This is a genomic window from Methanobrevibacter sp., assembly GCF_036307625.1.
Classification (GTDB): domain Archaea; phylum Methanobacteriota; class Methanobacteria; order Methanobacteriales; family Methanobacteriaceae; genus Methanocatella.
Genome location: NZ_JAXJXF010000141.1, coordinates 1 through 19,950, shown reverse-complemented (window position 1 = coordinate 19,950; position 19,950 = coordinate 1). Strand labels below are relative to the sequence as shown.

Annotated in this window: 16 protein-coding genes; 6 read left to right on the top strand and 10 right to left on the bottom strand. The window is 32.1% G+C overall.

Going from position 1 to position 19,950, the window contains the following annotated elements:
* Window positions 1-29: 29 nt before the first annotated feature.
* Entirely contained in the window at window positions 30-227 is a 198-nt protein-coding gene (locus UIB65_RS09090; protein ID WP_330041073.1) for a hypothetical protein, read from the bottom strand.
* Window positions 228-1,915: 1,688 nt separating this feature from the next.
* On the opposite strand from UIB65_RS09090, the gene UIB65_RS09085 reads away from it, so the two are divergent.
* Complete coding sequence (locus UIB65_RS09085; RefSeq protein ID WP_330041072.1) at window positions 1,916-2,101, top strand: hypothetical protein; 186 nt, start codon at window positions 1,916-1,918, stop codon at window positions 2,099-2,101.
* Between the two features lie 801 nt (window positions 2,102-2,902).
* Here the strand turns inward: UIB65_RS09085 and UIB65_RS09080 are convergent.
* From UIB65_RS09080 to hmd, 9 genes are all read right to left on the bottom strand, one after another.
* Entirely contained in the window at window positions 2,903-3,046 is a 144-nt protein-coding gene (locus UIB65_RS09080) for a hypothetical protein (protein WP_330041071.1), read from the bottom strand.
* A 112-nt stretch (window positions 3,047-3,158) separates the two neighbouring features.
* Window positions 3,159-6,722 carry a C1 family peptidase gene (locus UIB65_RS09075; RefSeq protein ID WP_330041070.1) on the bottom strand — a complete coding sequence of 1,188 codons (3,564 nt, stop codon included), beginning with the start codon at window positions 6,720-6,722 and terminating at the stop codon, window positions 3,159-3,161.
* Window positions 6,723-6,981: 259 nt separating this feature from the next.
* Entirely contained in the window at window positions 6,982-7,554 is a 573-nt protein-coding gene (locus UIB65_RS09070) for a FeGP cofactor biosynthesis protein HcgF family protein (protein WP_330041069.1), read from the bottom strand.
* The gene (locus UIB65_RS09065) at window positions 7,551-8,201 is read right to left on the bottom strand and encodes a hypothetical protein (protein WP_330041068.1); all 651 of its coding nucleotides are present in this window, start codon (window positions 8,199-8,201) and stop codon (window positions 7,551-7,553) included. Before UIB65_RS09065 ends, UIB65_RS09070 begins: the two co-directional genes overlap by 4 nt.
* Window positions 8,198-8,896 (bottom strand): Nif3-like dinuclear metal center hexameric protein, encoded by a 699-nt coding sequence (locus tag UIB65_RS09060; RefSeq protein WP_330041067.1) that lies wholly within the window; start codon window positions 8,894-8,896, stop codon window positions 8,198-8,200. Before UIB65_RS09060 ends, UIB65_RS09065 begins: the two co-directional genes overlap by 4 nt.
* On the bottom strand, window positions 8,897-9,682 hold the full coding sequence (locus UIB65_RS09055; protein ID WP_330041065.1) for an SAM-dependent methyltransferase HcgC family protein: 786 nt from the start codon (window positions 9,680-9,682) through the stop codon (window positions 8,897-8,899).
* Between the two features lie 3 nt (window positions 9,683-9,685).
* The gene (locus UIB65_RS09050; protein WP_330041064.1) at window positions 9,686-10,168 is read right to left on the bottom strand and encodes a DUF3236 domain-containing protein; all 483 of its coding nucleotides are present in this window, start codon (window positions 10,166-10,168) and stop codon (window positions 9,686-9,688) included.
* A gap of 24 nt (window positions 10,169-10,192) precedes the next feature.
* Window positions 10,193-11,191, bottom strand: coding sequence for a 5,10-methenyltetrahydromethanopterin hydrogenase cofactor biosynthesis protein HmdB (gene hmdB, locus UIB65_RS09045; protein WP_330041062.1), 999 nt, complete (start codon window positions 11,189-11,191; stop codon window positions 10,193-10,195).
* A 131-nt stretch (window positions 11,192-11,322) separates the two neighbouring features.
* Window positions 11,323-12,336: a 5,10-methenyltetrahydromethanopterin hydrogenase gene (gene hmd / locus UIB65_RS09040; RefSeq protein WP_330041104.1), complete on the bottom strand. Its 1,014-nt coding sequence runs from the start codon at window positions 12,334-12,336 to the stop codon at window positions 11,323-11,325.
* Between the two features lie 436 nt (window positions 12,337-12,772).
* Here hmd and hmdC point away from each other — a divergent pair, with 436 nt between their 5' ends.
* From hmdC to UIB65_RS09015, 5 genes are all read left to right on the top strand, one after another.
* The gene (hmdC, locus tag UIB65_RS09035; RefSeq protein ID WP_330041061.1) at window positions 12,773-14,269 is read left to right on the top strand and encodes a 5,10-methenyltetrahydromethanopterin hydrogenase cofactor biosynthesis protein HmdC; all 1,497 of its coding nucleotides are present in this window, start codon (window positions 12,773-12,775) and stop codon (window positions 14,267-14,269) included.
* Window positions 14,270-15,671: 1,402 nt separating this feature from the next.
* A complete protein-coding gene (locus UIB65_RS09030) occupies window positions 15,672-16,034 on the top strand; it encodes a pilus assembly protein (protein ID WP_330041059.1) in 363 nt (120 codons plus the stop codon).
* Between the two features lie 17 nt (window positions 16,035-16,051).
* The gene (locus tag UIB65_RS09025; RefSeq protein ID WP_330041058.1) at window positions 16,052-17,086 is read left to right on the top strand and encodes a molybdopterin-dependent oxidoreductase; all 1,035 of its coding nucleotides are present in this window, start codon (window positions 16,052-16,054) and stop codon (window positions 17,084-17,086) included.
* 8 nt (window positions 17,087-17,094) lie between these two features.
* The gene (locus UIB65_RS09020) at window positions 17,095-18,234 is read left to right on the top strand and encodes a Coenzyme F420 hydrogenase/dehydrogenase, beta subunit C-terminal domain (RefSeq protein ID WP_330041057.1); all 1,140 of its coding nucleotides are present in this window, start codon (window positions 17,095-17,097) and stop codon (window positions 18,232-18,234) included.
* Between the two features lie 9 nt (window positions 18,235-18,243).
* Window positions 18,244-18,645 (top strand): hydrogenase iron-sulfur subunit, encoded by a 402-nt coding sequence (locus UIB65_RS09015; protein WP_330041055.1) that lies wholly within the window; start codon window positions 18,244-18,246, stop codon window positions 18,643-18,645.
* Window positions 18,646-19,950: the final 1,305 nt, after the last annotated feature.

Sequence of the window (19,950 nt, the reverse complement as noted above, 5' to 3'; positions counted from 1 at the left end):
CAATCTTTTTCAGGTTCAGCTAGATGACATTAATATGTTGGCAAATCTTTTTCTAATTCTGTAAATGATTTGGGAGAAGCTGAAAGTAAATCTGAATCCTCAATGGCGACATCATTTACATCATCAATAATCGATTGACTTGTATCATTTAAATCCTGCGCACTGATAAATCCCATCGATAAAATAAATATCAAAAGAAATATTGTGCACATCATATATTTTTTCATTTTAATCCCTCAATATTAAATAAAAATGAAGAATTCAATCCTAGTTATTATATAAATAATTAATAATGATATTGCTCCTAACATAAAGGTTAATAGATAATCCAAAACTTGAATCAAAGTATTTCAAATCTAATCTAACATCTAGTTTCTTCACAGTTTTCATTGACAATTTTTGCAGGTTTATGTATAATTTTTCCCTACCAAAATATTGTCACGATTGCATCACTTGAAATAGGATTGTTTTAGTGGTTAGATACATTAAATAGCATATTTGCATCTTCCCTAACTACAATTACATTTCTGAACTGATGATAAGAGTATCTTTTGCAACATTGAATACAGCACCATTTCTTGCAATCTTGTTTGTTTCATTATCAATGTGGCTTTTAGAATGTGTGTTCCACATCTAAATCCTTCATAGTCAGCATATCCGGATTTCTCTCCATTGAATAGAATTTTGAAAACAATATTATATAAATATGTTGATTTTTTTGAATAATATTCTATAATTAATAAAAATATTAATTAAATTACTATTAAAATAATAAATTTATTAAAATAATTAAAAATAGTTATAATAAAATATAAAAAATTTAAATTATGGGAAATCCTATTGAAAAAAAATCTCATTAATAAACATAATCATATAAATATTTTTTAAAAATATAAGTTCAACAATAAAAATAATAAAAACATCAGTTTATTTAAAAAATTAAGAAACATTATTAGACAAACAAATAAATAGTTTTTTTTGGATAAGCTAGATATAATTATTAATGAGTATTTAGAGCATGATTCACTACTTCAAAAAATTTTGTAATTATCAAAAAATTAATTTTTTACTAGAGTTTTAGTGCTTGAAATCGATAAGTATCAGAACTTTTTTATAAGTTTTATACGAATTGTTCGTATTTATTCAAGTAATTCTGATTGAATTATTGTTAAATTTTCAATGTTAATGTTAAAAAAATAATCTATGATTCCAATTAGTTAATATTGATAAAATCAGGCGCTTTTTTAGATTTGATTCAATTAGGGCACATTAACATAATGTAACATTTTAGATTTTGGTTTTTAATGTTATCATCAACTATTTATATGATTTTTTTTTAAATAATATGTTAACATGAATAACAAGGGAAGTATTTCATTGTTCTGATTATATTATTTGTCAATTTGTTGATTGGTGCATATTATAATTTTTATCTAAGAGATATTTTCTTTGTTTCTCTATTAATACTCGTTATATTTTTTAGATTTGTAGATGTGGGGCACGATAAACTTCTTTTGTTTTTATTTGCTGCTTTGTTTGGATGCTGTCTTTTAAATATTTATGAAGGACTGGTAAATTCCAATCTATTTTTATTGGCATGTTCTTTTGCTGTTATTCTGTTATTAATATTTCCTTTTGAATGGATGTTGACTAGATTGACTAGTTTTTGTTTGGAAAATAATTACTTGAAAGCATCTTTAAAACTAGTTGATTATCGCATATTCCTTTTAGTAAAAACCCAGAAATCTTATCTGCTAAAGGTACTATTTTAAGTTTATTAAATCAATTTGAAGAATCATTGATTTATCTGAATGAATCTGAGGAATTAGGAAACACTGATCCATTTATTTATAATTCTTTAGGTTGTTCATAGGTTAACCTGGAAGAATACGAAAAAGCATATCATTACTTTAAATTGGCTGTTGATGGCAACCCCAATAATATCGAATATTTAATAAACATTTCGTACACATTAATTGATTTAAATGATTATGATGGGGTGTTATACTATTTTATAAAAGCATCTGAGATAAATGAACATGACTGGAGATTAAAAGAATTAAAATCCCTAATAGAAAAGAACAAAGCAAATAAAAATTAGTCAAATCAATGTCTACAACATGTTTTCACATGTTGGAACAAGTAGACATTGAATTAAAATCTATCTATTCAAATAGTTTAGAATTTAATTGTATCCAATGTGGATTTTAAACTCTACTGAATATTATGAAATATATTTTATATAAAGTTTACTGTTTTTAATTTATAAACTGCAGAGAGTGTCGATTATAATCCAACAAACCCAAAAATAACCCGTTAAGGCTATCGCTAAACAATAATTATAATATTTGATGTTTTCTGCAGTTTAAAGGAGAAATCAATTAAGTCATCGGATTAGTTATATGTAACCCATATGATGTAGAATGCCAAACACCACGTGATTATGGTGTATATGAGCACTCCAATCCAAAATTTCCTTTGGACACTCATAAGGGTTCCTCCATTCAAATAGATAGATTTACCAAGAGGAGAGTTCAATAGAACAGTTGTTCTAAATTCTCTCATCGGAAATATTATTTTGTTCCTAATAATATCGCCTCCTTTTGGATCAAGAGTTTGATTACTTATAATATTAGATAAAATAGTATAAATAATTTCTATTTGGCTTATACTCAAGTAAAAATTGCTTTTGAAGTGTTAAAATGTTTTATGTTTGATATATGGGTGAAAAAAGTACAGCAATAAAATTTCGTTTGTAAATTATTGATCGTCCGAAAATATCGGACAGTTGAAATACTATTAATTCAGGGGCTAGGTTCTATATTTAATTTGAATGCTTATATGAAAACAAAAAACGTATTTGTATCATATATTGTTCATTTAATGATAGATTTTTCTGGTTTTATTGTATCAGCAATTCAGGCTGGAGTTCATTAATATTTTCAGTAGATGCAACAGCATCTACCTCTTTTTTTTTAGAAAACATGTCATTAACCACTTCAGGAGATACGTACAGTATGAGGTTGATGAAAATATTGGCATCCAACTAAGTAAATAACTACAAAAAATTATATAAAACATTGAATTTTCTTAATTTTGCATGAATTTGGTGGACGGCTGTATAAAAAATTAAAATAAGGAAAATAATTATTTCCTTATTATCTGACTTTAACAGTTGATTTTATTGTGTCTTTAACATAAGTTACCTTAAAGGCATATGTTTTTCCTTTTTTGAGTTTGTTAATGACATTTTTCTTAATGGTTACTTGAGCAATTCCCTTTTTGTTGGTTTTTGCTTTATAGGTTTTTCCATTGAATTTGAATTTAATAACTTTACCTTTAAGCTGGTTTTTCAGCATTGCTTTAAGCACTAATTTTTTAGCTGATTTTTTAACTGTCTTTTTAGCTGTTTTAAGTACCTGTTTTACTTTTACAGTATTTTTAACAGTTTGACCGGCATAAGTCGCAGTTATTGTGTAAGTACCTGGATTAATGGTATTTGGTATTTTTAATGATGCAACACCTTTGTTATTTGTTTTAACTTTATATGTCTTCTTGTTAAGTTTAACGCTAACAACTTTGTTTGCTCCAACCAATTTTCCATCATTACCATAAACCTTGAACTTATAACTTGATCCGTCAAAGTAGTACATGTTGATGTTTGAATTTCCGCTGAATCTTGATACTACCTTGATTGTATTGGCATCTGTTTCATGAGTGGATGGATTAATGATGCTAATTTTCTGACTTGTGGTTAATTTGCTAAATTTAATGGTGATAAAACCGTTGCTGTCAGTTGTATATTTGCTAGTCTTATCATTGACGGTCACACTGACTGCAGTATTGTTTAAAGCATTGCCTTTTTTATCAAACAATTGGATTTGATAGTCATAGTTACTGTTATATCCTCTGGTCACATCCTGGGATGCGATTGTGCTTTTGATTATAACATTGAAAGGATACTTAGTTCCATTGTAATTCACTTTTATATAGTATGTGTCAGGTTTCAAATCAACGCCAAGCTTTGCAGTTCCGTTTTCATCCGCTATTACTGTTGCAGTAATGCCGTTAATCTCAAAGGTCACTTTATCTCCAGGCTGGACATTAGCAGTATATGGAGTATCGTCACCATAATATTTCACCAAATCATCAGCAATATTCAAATCAGGAATTGTGTAAACTTTTAAAACCGCTACGCGTTGGGTGCTGGATAAATCATCCCAGGTTTTTCCATCATCACTTTGGAATGTCACACCTTTGTCAATAGGTGTCCTGCCGTCAGTTAATGCAGGGGGCTTATTTTTGAATATAACTTTAAAGGCATCTCCTTTTTTGATTTTTATGTATTTGTTTAATGGTATTGTGGAATATCCCCTGAATTCACTTGCGCCCTTATGATTATATACTTCAACATCATTGACAAAAACCGTGAATTCATAGTTTAAGTTAGAGCTGTCGAAATAAGTTCCAACAGCAGCAATTAGGGCATCTTCTTCTGCAATATACTTGTTCATATAATATTTCGCATCTAGCAACACTAAATCTCCGCCGATATCGTGCTGATAAATCATGTCATAATTGACGTCATTCTTAATAACATATCCTGTAAGTTCTTTTTTGGATGCAAAGCTTCCATCATAATAGGATATGTAGAAGTAACCTTTGTCTCCCCATTCGCTACCCCAACTGTTTTTGATAATCCATGCGCCGTCACCTGGCGGTGTGATTGCAAAATTATCCTTGGAGTAATTGTCATCCCAACCGACCACACAGACTTTATGATTTTCGGTTGAGGATTCATTTATGTACTGTGCAGAAGTGTTTGTATTGAAATAAATTCCATCCTCAACTGCAAAGCATGAAACGGCTAAAGCACCATAATCAATAATTGCCTTTTTGATTAAATAATTATCTGTTACATTATTTCTTGCAGGGACAAAAACCGCATCGAATATGTGAACATCATTAGATGAAGCTATAATTGGTGAAATTTTACCCAATTCATCATAGCTATCGTATTCTGTAGGTGATATTCCAAGCCAACTAATCAGATATCCCACTGCAGTATATAAGTCTCCTCCTTCCGTAATAGTGGAAACGCCATATTTTGAATATTTCAGCATTGAGTTTTGCACATTGTTCTCGGAAAAGTCATAGGTGATATTCAGGTATCGCATCAATGATGATTCTAATGCGGCAACATTACCGAATGCCCAACAGGCACCCATATCCCCTTGTTTTTTAACTGGAGATACCCAATTGTAATCCCTTAAATCAAACCTTTCCGGCAGTTCATCATAATGGATTTTATTGTTGATAATCACAAACGGTTTTTGAGAGCTCTTTACATTTGTATCAAAATATGTGTTGTTTAAGGATAGGACATCATTGTTGAAATTGGTTCCATTTTGTGAATATCCTCTGCCAAATACCATGCAGATGCTGGTACTGTTTACAGTAGGGTTGTTAAAGTAGCATTCATTCAGGGTTAATTCTGATTCATAGCTGTAAATTGAAGATGCATTGCTTGCCACATTATTTTCAATAGTACAGCCAATTAATTCTAATGATCCTTTATCATTAAATATTGCACCACCATTGGAAAATCCATCTGTTAAAGCTTTATTTGAAATAAAATTGGAATTATAGATACTAACATAAGAGTTTGAAGTATAAACAGCTCCTCCATCATAATCAGCAATATTTGAAGTGAAATTTGTATTGTTTATATTTAAAAGTCCTCCTAAATGAAGAACGGCACCACCAAATTCAGAAGAGCAATCTTCAAAACGGGAATTGACAATATTCAGGTTTCCCCGTGGCAAGTCTCCATCTCCATTTACGTCGGAATAAATTGCACCCCCATTCTTTTCGCTGGTGGCATTTATAAATTCACAATCCTCGATGGAAAATTCCTTGTAAATCTTTTTTAAAGCTACAGCACCTGCTGTCTTATTCGCATGCAAATTAACAAATTTGGAATTTTTAATTCTGCCTTCACACTCTCCAATATACACTGCAGGACAATAATTTGATGTTGAATTATAAAAAGAAGTGTTCTGTATATCAACTGTACAAGAATTCAAATATATTAAACCCCAATCGAAGTAATCATCATTTTTAAAAGTTCCATCGTTAAGATATAATTCACTTTTATCGGATAGGTAAATTGAAGAGCCCTGCATAGCGTAATTATTGATAAACCTATCTCTGCTGCTGTTGTAAATGGAAGATACTCCGCAAATTGCACCGCCACCTTTAGCAATATTGTTTTCAAAGGTAACATTGTATGTTCTTAATGTTGAATTTTGAATGAAAATAGCTGATAAGTTTGCATTTTTGATAATCAGATTGTTCATTACAATGTTTGAAGAATCGATTGTGAAGATCCTTGTTAGGCCATTACCATCTATGATATGATTATTGCCATTAATTGATAAATTTTTATTAGTTATTTCAATGCTTGAGAGATTTTTGTCTTTTTCGCTGTCATATGCGTAATCCTGAGAGATATCTATCTTCTCGCTGCTTTGTGATATGCTTGTGTTCAAATCAATAAATGTGCCTGTTGAAGTTGAAACTAAATCGGGATTCCCGGATTCCAATTCTACATCTGTTCCAATATCCAAATATGCAGTTTGATTTGCATCATGGCTTGAAACGGCGCCTATTGAGAAAATAAACACGAACAATATAATAATAGTTATTTTATATAGTTTCAAAATTCATTCCTCCAATTTCTTTAATTCTTTTTATAATTTATTTTTGGTCTTGAATAAATTAATAGTTTTAGATTTTTGTGGGACCTGTTAGGGGGAAATTTTTCTAAAATTGGATTCATATAATTCTAAAGCCGTCTTTGTCCAATCATAATAAAGTTTTGTTTTACGGCTTTTTTGTTTGAATAAAAAAAGAATAATGAGATAGAATGAATCTATCTTTATTTTAAAACTTTCACGGTTTTTTTTTTTAACAGTATCTTCATATATTAAACCCAATTGCGGTTATTTCTATGTTTTCAAAAGAGTTAATCTTATCTAAATCATCATTTAGAAGCAATAGCACTATCTTCAATGCTTTTTCAATTCCATTTTCGCTGCGCTGGTATAATTCTTCGCTGTTATTTTCACATAAATCGGCATAAACATTGGTTGTTGTTGTAATTTCGCAGGTGTCTGTAATTATTGATATTCCTCCACGTCCGATACCTGCAGTTGTTCCAATGGCTATGTCACAACCGCTTAATTCTTTTACAGCCTTTGCCATGATTTTACTCATGGATTTATCTCCGGCTTCATCATAGACTTTAATGCCTTTGATTAATTTTTTGGGTTTTGGTGGATTTTCAACATTCAATACCTTTTTTACTGCTTCAATTGTTGGAATAAATAAGCTGCAGGTTACGCTAATGTCATTATAATCGAAATCACCATATTCTTTTGGGGTTTCAATGTACTCTGCTCCAAAGTTTCCTTCATAACTTTGAGCCAATGCATGCAATTCCCTTCCGATTTTTCCTTGTGTAAAGCATTCTGCTGTAGCTATTTTAATCATATTCTGTCATCCAATAACTTCAATGCATTCATTGTAATGATTTTTGCAACTTCATCTAAAGTATATGGTGTTACGGGCTCATTGTCTCTGATTAACTTGTTTGTTGTTAAAACCAAATGATTTTTAGTTATTCCCTGTTTTCTTAACTCTTCAATAGCGGGATTGGTGTCATCATATTCTGAAATGTCTTTTATTTCGATATTTTCATTTTCATATCCGAATATTCCTGCAGTTCCTATGGTTTTTGCACCTCTTTCGTGGGCATGCTTTATTATTTTGGCTGCAGTAGGTATGGTATTTCCTCCGGCAATGACGATGATTACAACATCTCCTTCAATCAAATCGAGATTTTCGTCTGTGATGTATTCTGAATGGCTTAAAACTTCTCTGAATTCCTTTTTGTGGGTACATAGCTGTTTAATAAAATCAGGTTTGTTTTGACCTGTTTTGGCTCCAAGTAGTGTGAAAATTACATCTCCACCATCTACTTTTGGACCGTCAAATGCACCTATTGTCTTTGGTCCGCCTCTGTGAACCTGCATTAGGTTTATTCCAATTCTTAAACCTAATCTTCCGCATCCAATCAAATCAATTCTTCCGTGTGGGACTTGCCTGTCTTCCATTTTTTTAATTTCGTCATTTGTCATTTTATCACTTCTATAGGGTTTTTGTCGATAACTTCAGTATTGATGTCAAGTTCTTTCATGATGTTTTCAAGGGCATAGAGTCCTGGAACTTCACTTTCATGATGGGTTAAGTCAATCAATGTAATTTTTAAATTTTTGGCAAGAATTGCCGTTTTCTGAGTCAGGTCTCCCGAAATCAAAACATCTAAATTTTTTGTTTTGGCTAATTTTATATAATCGGGGTTTTTTAATCCAAAACCTGATATAGTTGCGACCTTTTCTATTGTCCTTTCATCGTCCATGTCGTTTACGATTCTTGCGGTTTTGAATTTCATTAGAATGTTGTTTTTCAGTTCTGTAAACTTTTCATCCACCTTGCAGACTCTTCCGATTTTTGTATTTTCATCGAAATAATCAATAACATCTAAATCCAGTGCTTTTGCCAATGCTTCATTTGCTCCACCATCCATTATGTCCCAATTTGAATGTATTGTGTAAGTCGGTGTTTCTGGAATGAACAGTGGCGGATGATGGGTTATTATCAGAGTATTTTCGCTTTTAACATCATCTTCCGGCAGCAAATCCATGTAAATCTTTACTGATTCAATATCCTTCGATAAATCGTAATCTTTTTTGAATCCGATTTCATCACCTTCCAAGGCCAATGACTTGGGTATCCTTTCATCCAAAAAGTCAATTATTTCACCGAGCTTCATTTAAATCACCCTTGCGGTAATTTTTTTCATCTCTTCGCTGATGACTCCGTCACAATTGAATGGGCTTATTGTGGATACTTTAAGGGCATTTGCATTTGCGAGTTCAATGAACTTATCGATATTTTTTTCTTTAAAGATTACCTCTTCAAAAAATCCCATTTCACATGCGCTGTAGAGTGTGCCTTTCTTTTCAAGGCATATGTTCAAAGCTCTGCTTAAAAGGCCGATTGTCAATGTCATTGTTCCGGATGTTTTCGTATTGATGCCTTCGGTTTTTATTATTGCCTTATTAGGGGATTTGACTGCATTTAGTCTTTCATCAATGTTGTTCTTATCTTTCAAAAGCGGGTCATTGTCTTCAGCTATCGGGTCTTCTATTATGAATGCGTCAACATCAAATTTTGAGGACTGCTCAACATTTATGCCTCCAAATCCGGTTGTATCAATCACAACATCTCCCGAATAGATCAAATCAAGATTTGAAGAAAAATCAACGCTGTTTTTGAGCTTTCCTCCAACATCAGTATAGAGAAGACCTTCCAAATGGGGATAAATGTCAATCAGTAGTATGTTTTCATATTTTTCGCTTAATCTCTTAACGATTCCTACTCCTGTAAAATATGTTCCGATAACAATTATTTTTGTATCTGCGGAAAGATTTAAACCTTCAATATAGTTTAAAACAGCCTCTGACTTTTTTGAAATGATTTCATTAAAGATATCAATCAGTTTAGTTTCAGATTTGATTGTAAGCACTTCGGGTGTGATTCCAGTATCGATATCCATGTTTTAACCTTCAATTTTTTTAAATCCGATTTTTTCAAGGGCTTCAGATGCCTCTTCATAAACTGCTTCCTCTATTGGCTTTTTGTGAATTGCATGTGATGGGGAGGTTCCAGCAGTCAATATTCTTCCCTTGTTGTCTATAAAAATAAGCAGTGATCCTGAACCGGGAATTCCTAAACGTCCCCTGGCTATTATCAAATCGGCATCACTTTGGTCAAGTGCCATATATGCCTTTGCTAGGGCTGGAATTCTACTAGTGTCTGCTGTATTTGTGTCAATTTGAAGCATTTCAGCTTGAGGCAGCCCATACTCGCTTAAAACTCTGTCTAAAACTTCAACCTTTATTCCGTTTTTATTTGGAATGCATATCTTTTCAGCATTTTTCATGTAATCCTGAATCTCTCTGATTTCTTCAATAGTGTCTCCAAATCTGCAGTCATCTCTTGACTGTTCAAATGCATTTCTTATCATCTTTTCAAATGCCATGTTATCATATTTTAAAAAAAGTGATTAAATAGTTTGAGGTATCAAGTCTAATTTTTCAATAACATTAACAACTTCAGTATAATTACCGTATTCCGGAGAGCCCACGCCCTTAACTTCGTGAGGGTAATTGTCTGCTATTACTGTAGCAAGGTTATTTGCACCGGCTTTTAGTGAAAATTCAACATTTTCAGGACCCACTGTCGGTGTAGGCATTGTAATTGTGATTTCGGGGTACATTATTCTTGTAATCGCAACCATTTTCAGCTGTTCTTTCAATGGAAATGCGGGATGATTTTCCATTGGTGTGCCTTCATATGGATTGAATCCCATTATTGGAATTTCTTCCAAGGTTTTGAAGTTGGATAAGTAACGCAGGTGTTTTATCCTATCTTCTTTACTTTCACCAAGACCTAAAAGCAGTCCTGAAGACAATCCCACACCCGCTTCGCTTACTCTTTTACAGGTTTCTATTCTTTGATCCAGTGAATCTCCAGGTTTTCTTTTATAGAATACTTCTTCGTTAATTGTTTCCAAATTGCAGCAAATGGTATCGGCACCCAGTTCGGCCAATTCTTGTACGGATTTTTCGGTCAAATCTCCACCGACATTTACAAGAATTTCCAAATCTGATTGTCCTTTCACAATTCTGCATGCATTTACTGCTTGCTTTCCTTTGTATCCGTATCCTCCAGAACAGCTTACGCGAGGAATATGTGCCTTTTGAATAGACTTTACAGCGGTCAATATTTCATCATTGGATTTGTAAAATGCGTTGTAGTATCCTTTTTTGGAAGTCTCTTCTGCAAATCCACAATATTCGCATCTAGGTTGGATTTGACATTTGTTGGTAAGATGGACTGTAGATGTTAATTTGATTACTTTTGATTGATTGTCTCTTATATTGCAAGCTATCATGAACAACTTTTCCAAATCCTCATCGTTTTCGATGTTCAACAATTCTAAAAATTCCTCATCGCTTAATTCTTGTCCTTGTTTTGCTTTATTTAAGATTTCATCAATCAATTTAACACCTAACCTTAATTTTTTTTTTATCTTTAATCATTAACTTATTTTTTAATGGCTATTTTTCACAGCAATTAAAAAATAAGTTAAAGAATTGTTGATAAGAATCAACAATTATAACTTATTTGTGTTTATTTGTCTTTACCTAAGTAATCGAGCACGGTAGGTACGATTTCTGCTAAGGAACCGAAGTTCATTGAGTCAGCAGTACCTAATAATGCAGCTGGGTTTAAAGCATCGTCCATTTTGTCGATACCTTCATCTTGCATTAATGCGGTTACTTGGGTTAAAGCTTCGTTAGCCATCATTTGTGCAAATCCGGCAGGAGCACCTAAAATTTGAGTAACAGTGTCTCTGTAAGCTAAAATACCTGCGTAAGTAATAGCAGTTACTGCGGAACACATGTCACATACAGGACCTACCATGTTTGCAGGTAATGTGAATGCAGATCCTCTTGCTTTTTGACCTAATTCCATTAAGGTGTCAATGGAAGCTTGGTCAGCGAAACCTTCAGCAATGTATACTTGTCCTTTCATTTCAGGTACAGCACCTGGGTGGTAGGAAGCTACATTTACATTGGTTCCTAAGTCTTCGAAGATTTTGTTTAATCCTGTGGTTGGGATGGTACATGCGTGAGTTACAATTGCACCTTCTTTGATGTCATCTGCGAAGTTTTTGATGATGTCCGGTTGCATACCTCCTTCTGGTAACCAGGTCATTACCCAGTCAGCGTCAGCTACAGCTTCAGAGTCATCGTTAATACATTTCATTCCTAAATCTTCTGGGTGAGTAAAGTGAATTGCACCTTTTGCTGGTTTTGGTACAGTTTCTGCTAATTCATTAACTTTTGCTCTGATTGCAGGCATTACATCTTCTGGGTTTCCTGCTTTGTGTGCTGCAATCACTTCTGTGTAATCAAAATCATCCACTACAACAAAATCTCCGTCAAATACAGGGTCGGATACGACTACTTCGTCTACACCTGCTAATTCTAATAATTCTGCACCCATTTCGATGGTGGAGTGGGTCATAGAAATGTTTTCTTTTCCGGTTGCTTCTGCAACTTCACAAGCTCTTGAGAAGTTGGTAATTCCACTTGCAGCGTGTGTTCTGTAACATCCTGCACCTAAAATTGCTACTTTCATTTTTTTGTCTCCTTTTTTATCGTTTTCGAATCTTTCCTTTAATTTAGAAAGAATCATTTTTTTTGTCTCCTTATTTTATGAACTTTTATAATAGCTTAATCTATTTTAAAAGTTTTACTGCATGGATTCAATGAGAGAGACTCATCAGTATTACAAATTATGGTAGTATTATTCCATGCAGTAATAAATTATATTTAAATTATAGTACTATTTAAAACTTGTTATTACTCTTTTTTTGGTATTATTTTTTTAGTATATATTTATTTCTAGTAATACTGGTATTACTATTTCTTTATTATGTTATCATTTTGTAATACTTTTTATTTTATTATATGAACGATTTTAAACCTATTTTAGGTATGCCTAAATCGAAAGATATTTATTAAGGATTTCACTGAAAATATTATTAGATAAAGTAATTTTGGAGTAAAATTTCATGTATGACTTAATAAGAAAAGCGGTTTATGATGATGATGCTGCAATTCAAATTTCAAAAATGGACAAGGATGTGACATCAGTTGTTGATGCAATTTCTGAACTTTCCCCGGATGAGACAATGAAATTGGGGATGCAGTTTAAAAGATTTCCCTTAGGCTGTGACTTGACTGAAGTTGTTGCTGGAACATGTGCATCCGATTTGGAGATAATGGATTTGCTTGGCAACTGTCGTTTATCAGATATGATAGGTGCCCCGATTCATATATGTGCATACGCATTTTCAGATATCGGAGAAAAATTCGGAATGACAGGTCTTGAAGTGATGCAAAAGGTCCATGAAATCGTTGACGTTCCTCTTGATTTGGATCACTTTGGAGAAAATGGTGCAATGAGACTTCCAAAAAATATCAGTGGTTGTGGTGGTGAATGTTATAATAAGGGTCCTGCATTCACTGAATGTCCTAGAGAAAGGATTCACGAACGTTTGATTGATAAGGAACTGGAACAGAAGGATGATAAGGAGGAATGGGTTAAGCTATCTTCATCTGTTGCAGTCAATGTTACTTCTGAACAGACTGGGGACGGTCATGCAGCGCCTTTAAGGGAAGCTGAAGACATTGCACAGCTGGCTAAAAAATATGGCAGAGGTTTGGAATCCATCATGTTCGTTGGTGACGGTTATGATGAGGTCATAACAGGCTTTGAAAAGTCCATTGAAATCGGTGCTGATGTCATTGTGGTTGAAGGGGGTCCGTTCAACAGATGTGAAAACACCACTGAAAGCTTTGCAAAAACAATTGCCGCTGCAAGGATATTGTCTCCTGGAAAGGTTGTTGCAACCAATGGTGCTTATGAACATGAGGTTCGTGCAGGATTGCGTTCCGGTTTAAATATGGTAATTACCGGTTTTCCAAAAAATCATCACGGATACATGTGCGGATATGAACCTGGTACTGCAAGAAGAGGTAAATTCGGACTTCCAAGGATTATCCAAATCATCAATGAGGAATTCCCAAACAGAGGTCTTCCTGTTCAAAAACATGACTTATTATCACTGGCTACTGCCGTTAAAATTGCAGGTCCAGATTATGTATATCCAAGAAAAATAGGCGCTTTCCACGTTGGAGATGCGCATTGGGCAACATTGGTCAACTCAAGAATGTATCATAATATTGAATTAAAACACACTTTGGAGGATATTGTTAATCTGGCTGAAGGAAATACTATCGCGCTTCACGGCGGAAGATTCATATCATGGGTAATTGCCAATGAGCTGGATAAGCATGTTGATGAAATTATAATTTCCGATGTTGACGAATGGGTATTGAAAAATACGGTTGATAATCTGCAGGATGCATTAAGTGCGACTATTATTCCCCAAAGCGATGATAAGATTGCAGCTGAGAGTGCTGACTTTTCAATAGCATCCTCTACAATGATTACTGTTAAGGAAAATGTTCTTAAGAAAGTACCTGATGCTTTAACAATTGTTTAGAGCATTTTAGGTATTTTTTCTTATATTTATAATGACTTTTTGGTAATACTTATTTTTTATTTTTTATGAATTTATATAGGATTATTTTTTAAAAAAGTATTACTTAATTGACTTTTTATTTATTTGCTTAATTTTGTGTATATCTGTGCTTATTTTTAATGAAATGGATTTTTTATTCTTATTTTCATATGGGGAGCTATTGAATTATTTATTTTAATATTTAAGATGTATTTTGCATACAATGCATTTAACATATTGTTGTTATTTGAATATGAAGAAGATAGATTATATCTTTATTTTTTAATCAGTGGGTAGTAATAATCTTTCTCATGCTTTTGTTGAATTTAATTATTTCATTTTTAATTTAATGGAGTTTTTTACTATTTTGATTTGATTTAATTTTTAATCATTGAATTTTATTTAATTATTAGATTTTTGATTTAAATTACAATTGGGAATCGCTAATTATTTAATTTCATTTTTATCTCAGATATTTAGTTTAATTATTCGTAAATATTATTGAAATTTATTGTTTTTTGAATTTAATTAATTATTAATCCGTTTTAAGTAAATTATAAAGTATTACTTTAGTAAACTATATATATGTTATTACTGGTGATTAGTAATTAGATTATCATTGGTCATGATAATTAATATGATAAAAACCTCAATTTTAAAATTTATCATATGCTCCGGTAAATAGCTGTAGGAGGCTATTTACTACTCTATCTTTAATTTTGTTTAATGCTTCAATATACAGGTAAGAAATTTTTCTTTTTTGATCACTGGTTAAATTTATATCATAAACTGACAAAGGATTATCTAGGTATGGAAAGTTTTTTTTAAGGTTTTGAACTTTAAGAATGAAATGAAATCCAGGCAATAATATTACTTTTTTGTAATTTCTTATGTTTTTAGGTAGTAATAATTTTATAAAAAGTATTACTTTTAGAAATCAATGTTAAAAGTTTTATATTTTACAATTCTTTTTTTAAGGTATTTTTATATCTTAAAATTATATAATTATTTGATTTTTATAATTAAATCATAATAAATATCTCTATAGGTAATTTGAGCATCAATTATTAAGTTTTATAAATTTTTTAAAATGTAATACTTTTTTATAAAAAATTAATAAGATTTCAATAAATTTAATTTTCAACAATCTGATTTATTTTATACTAAATTAAACTTCTGATAATGCTTATTTTTCTGATTCAACTTCAAATATTGAGTTTAATACTTTAAAAACATTTATATGGTTATTACTCCCATTGATAATTAGATTATTTGATTAGGTGCCCCCTTTTATAATTGTTATTACTATTTGGAGAATCTAAGAATCAGATTATTTAATTGGGTACCTGGTTTTATAATTGTTATTAAATGGTTGGGGAGTATAATGGAAATTTATATGCAGAAAATTGGATTGATTAGAGAAGATACAAATCCTAAAAATACAAATTTGGATTTGGATATCGATTGGTCTGTTGAATATACCAATACGGATCAGAAGATGATAAATTTCAACATTATTTTAAAATCATGCGGAAATTTTAATCTAAATTTTAAAGTTGAAGGAATTGTAAAATTGGACTTATTTGAGGAATTCAATCAAGAGGAGTTATCTCAAGTAATCTTTTATCATGCATTTAATGTTCTAATGGATATGATTTCTATAACACGGGAATCCGTTCATATTATCTCAAAGAAAGAATATTCAAATTTAGGCAGTGAAAACACTTCTAATACTCTCTATAACTAAATTGTGGTGATGAATATATGTTGGAGATTAAGCACACATTATGTCCGTCATGTAGTGTTGGCTGCGGACTTAATGTTATTATAAACAATGGAGAAATTGTGGGAACCTTTCCATATAAAAGACATCCGGTAAATGCTGGAAAAAATTGTCTAAATGGAAGGAACTCAATTGACTGTTATCAAAACAAATTTGAAAAGGCAATTGTGTCAAAATCAGAAGTGGATATTGATAAAGCAATTGATGAGGTATCAAAAGAGCTGAACTCTGCTGATAGTTCTGACGTAACTATAATTTGTTCTGGTAATAATGATATTGGAGAAATTGAAGCAATAAAGAAATTTGGAGAATCTAAAGGTTATAATATTGCTTTTTATGCAGATAATTTGAAAGACTTTGGTGATGTTGCTTCATATGATGAAGTTGCAGGTGCAGACAAAGTCTTCGTAATTGGGGATTTGTTGTATGAAAATCCATTAATCGGAAGAAGAATTGTTCATGCAAAACAAAACGGTGCAAAAATCTATGCGCTGGGAAAAACCGAAAACTCAGTCACATTCAATATTGCCGATGAAACATCAAATTCTACAGTTCAGGAGTTTTTAGAGAATAATAAGGGAAATATTGATGATGCTTCCGTAATTGTGTTCAATTATGTTGATTCACAGGATGACTTGGATAAAATCGAAGCATTGGATTGTAAATGCTTGCCTGTATTCAGCAAATCAAATTCAAAAGGCACTTTTGGCATAATTGAAGCTAAATCATTAGATGAAATGCTTGAATTGTTGGAAAATACTAAAGTTCTATTGGTATTCAACGATGATATTGCTGATGAACTGGAATTTGATTTCGGAAGAATATCAAAAATTATCAGCTTCGTTCCATGTTCAAACAAAACAACCGAGATTTCAGATATTGTTGTTCCAATCAAAACATGGCTTGAAAAAGATGGATCATTTGTAAATGCAATGGGTGAAACCCAATCTTTCACAGCGGCAGTCGAATCAGATGCATTAAGTGAAATTGAGATAATTGAAAAATTAAACGGATAGTGATTTAAATGAGTTATGTTTTAGCAAAATCCCAAAATGATGATATTCACAGTGCAGGCGAATGTGGGGGAGCTGTAACAAGTATTCTTAAATATTTACTTGATGAGGAAATAGTTGACGGAGTTTTAGCGATAAGTCCTTGTGATGACGTCTATGACGGAATACCAACTTATGTAACTAATTCAGAAGATTTAATGAAAACCGCTGGTTCCTATCACTGTGCTCCAACAATGATTGGAGACCTTGTTCAAAAATACTTGTTTGACAAAAAAGTTGCAGTAACAGCAAAACCTTGTGACATGAGGGCTATCGAAGAGCTCATTACAAGACACAAAATCAATAAGGACAATATTTATGTCATCGGATTAAACTGCGGTGGAACCGTTCCACCTGTCGCAGGCAGAAAAATGATTGACTTATTCTATGAAGCAGACCCTGACGACGTTGTAAGCGAAGAAATAGATAAAGGACAGTTCATAATTGAACTTGCAGACGGTTCCGAAGAAGCTGTAAAAATCCACGACCTCGAAAACGAAGGATACGGACGTCGTACCAACTGTCAAAGATGTGATGTAAAAATCCCAAGAAAAGCAAACATCGCTTGCGGAAACTGGGGTGCTGAAGACGGTTGGACATTCATCGAAATCAACGATGAAAAAGGCCAAGAAATGATCGACGGTGCTAAAAAAGCAGGAATTTTGGAAACTAAAAATCCTGCTCAGCCAGCCATTGACGGCAGGGAAAAAGTAGAGGGTATCATGATTAAAATGGCCAAAAAGGTCCAGGATGCAACTTATCCAACAGTCAGTGAAATGGATGAATGGAGTCGCTGTATCAGCTGTTATGCATGCCGTGATGTCTGTCCGATTTGCTGGTGCTTTGAAAACTGTGAACTAAACAAGCCTTACTTCAAGGATGAACAGAACATTCCACCAACACCAATAGCGTTCCAGGGTGTCAGGCTGTCTCACATGAGTTTCAGCTGTGTAGACTGTGGACAATGCGACGACGTATGTCCAATGGACATTCCTGTTTCATTAATCTTTGACAAATTACAGAAAAAATACTACAATAGAACTGGTTATGTAGCTGGAGTTTCAGATGATATTAAACCTCCATTATACAGTCCAGAAAAAACCGAATTATGAGGTGATTTGATGTCTGATGATTTAAAAATAGTAGGTTTATTATGTAACTGGTGTTGTTACGGTGGAGCAGATACAGCAGGAACCGCACGTATGCAATACTCACCAAACATCAGAATTATTCGTGTAATGTGCTCTGGAAGAATCAACCCTTCAATGATTTTCAAAGCATTCCAGGAAGGAGCAGACGGAGTATTTGTAGGAGGATGCCATATTGGAGACTGCCACTATGATGCGGGTAACTACAAATGGTCCAGAAGATCAAAAATCGTTGAAGATATTCTTGAAGAGTTCGGAATCGAAAAGGAAAGATTCCGCCATGAATGGATCTCAGCTTCTGAGGGTGAAAAATTCCAAAAGACAATGGAGGAATTTCATAATACCTTAACAAAACTCGGTCCATTAGAATTGTAATCATCGAATATTATCAATATCTGGCCATATAGTTGAATAGTTATTTATTAAATAACTATTCTTCTCTTCTAATTGTCTTTCTAAGATTAGTAATGCGTTACTAATGTTAGAAAGATAGTCGAATAGAGATATTTGATTATTTTTCAAATTAATTATTCTATGTTGATTAAATCATCATTAGCCAATAACTATTAATTGAGAGCATAACAATTCTTAGTTATTAATTTCTCCATCGATATAGAATTAATTAAAAGACGAAATTTGTATGATATAAATATAGGTTTCATTCACTGTCTACAATAGCTATTGAAGTTATTTCTCCTAATCTTTGATAGCTATTTTTATATTTTAACTGTTTTTTTTTTGCCAAAGTATCACTATTTTGTCTCATGTATATAATTAGGAAAATGAAGTATTTTATTTCATTTTTGTTGGTATTGGCGCTTTTGAGAATTTAATGCGTATCAGCAGCTAATATAATAGAAGACAATAATTTAATCGAGAAAAATCAAGGTAACTCTTAAAAATGTTAACAAGAAATACCTGAAAAACAAGAAGGTTTACCTGAAATTTAACAAGAAGACTTTCAAGGCTAAAACCCACAAGAAGGGTGTTGTGACTTTTACCATTAAGAAAAACGTCTACAGTAAACTTAAGGTTGGCAAGAAATACGCTTACCAGGTCATCTACATTAAGGATAAGGTGATAAAATCCATAAAGTTTAAAAAATAAAGGGTAATTTTAAATTCCTTTTATTTTCTTTTTTTGATTCATATCAAACTGTTATTTACGAATTTTTGTAATGTTAATCAGATTTTCTCTGATAGTTTTCTTTTTAACCACTCTAATGATTTACATTCGTAACTATCGTCTGTAATGTTTTCATCATGATGCGTTTTTCGAAAAGGTAGGGTTTATAAAATCAATACTTGCTTTTTTTAATTTAATTTTATTGGTCAAAATTAACATTAACGCAGACCATTTCACAATTCAATTTGTTTTTTAAATAGGAATATACATAAAACTGTTTGAAAAGCAAGTTTTAGTTAACTTATGGTATGTTAATGTGATTTAAGTTATGGTTGATAGATAATATTTTTTTCATAATTTTTGAATATTATATATAATAGTATTTATCGAAACTATTTTATCTTTAAAATGCAAGAATACCACAACTTCTGCAAGTTGTGGATGAATTGCACTATGGGGTGTACTGTCTTTTTTAATTAATTTTATTGTGTTTTATTTTATTTGCGTTTTTTTTGAGGCTATTTTATGTCATGAATTTTTATTCAGTATACTTTT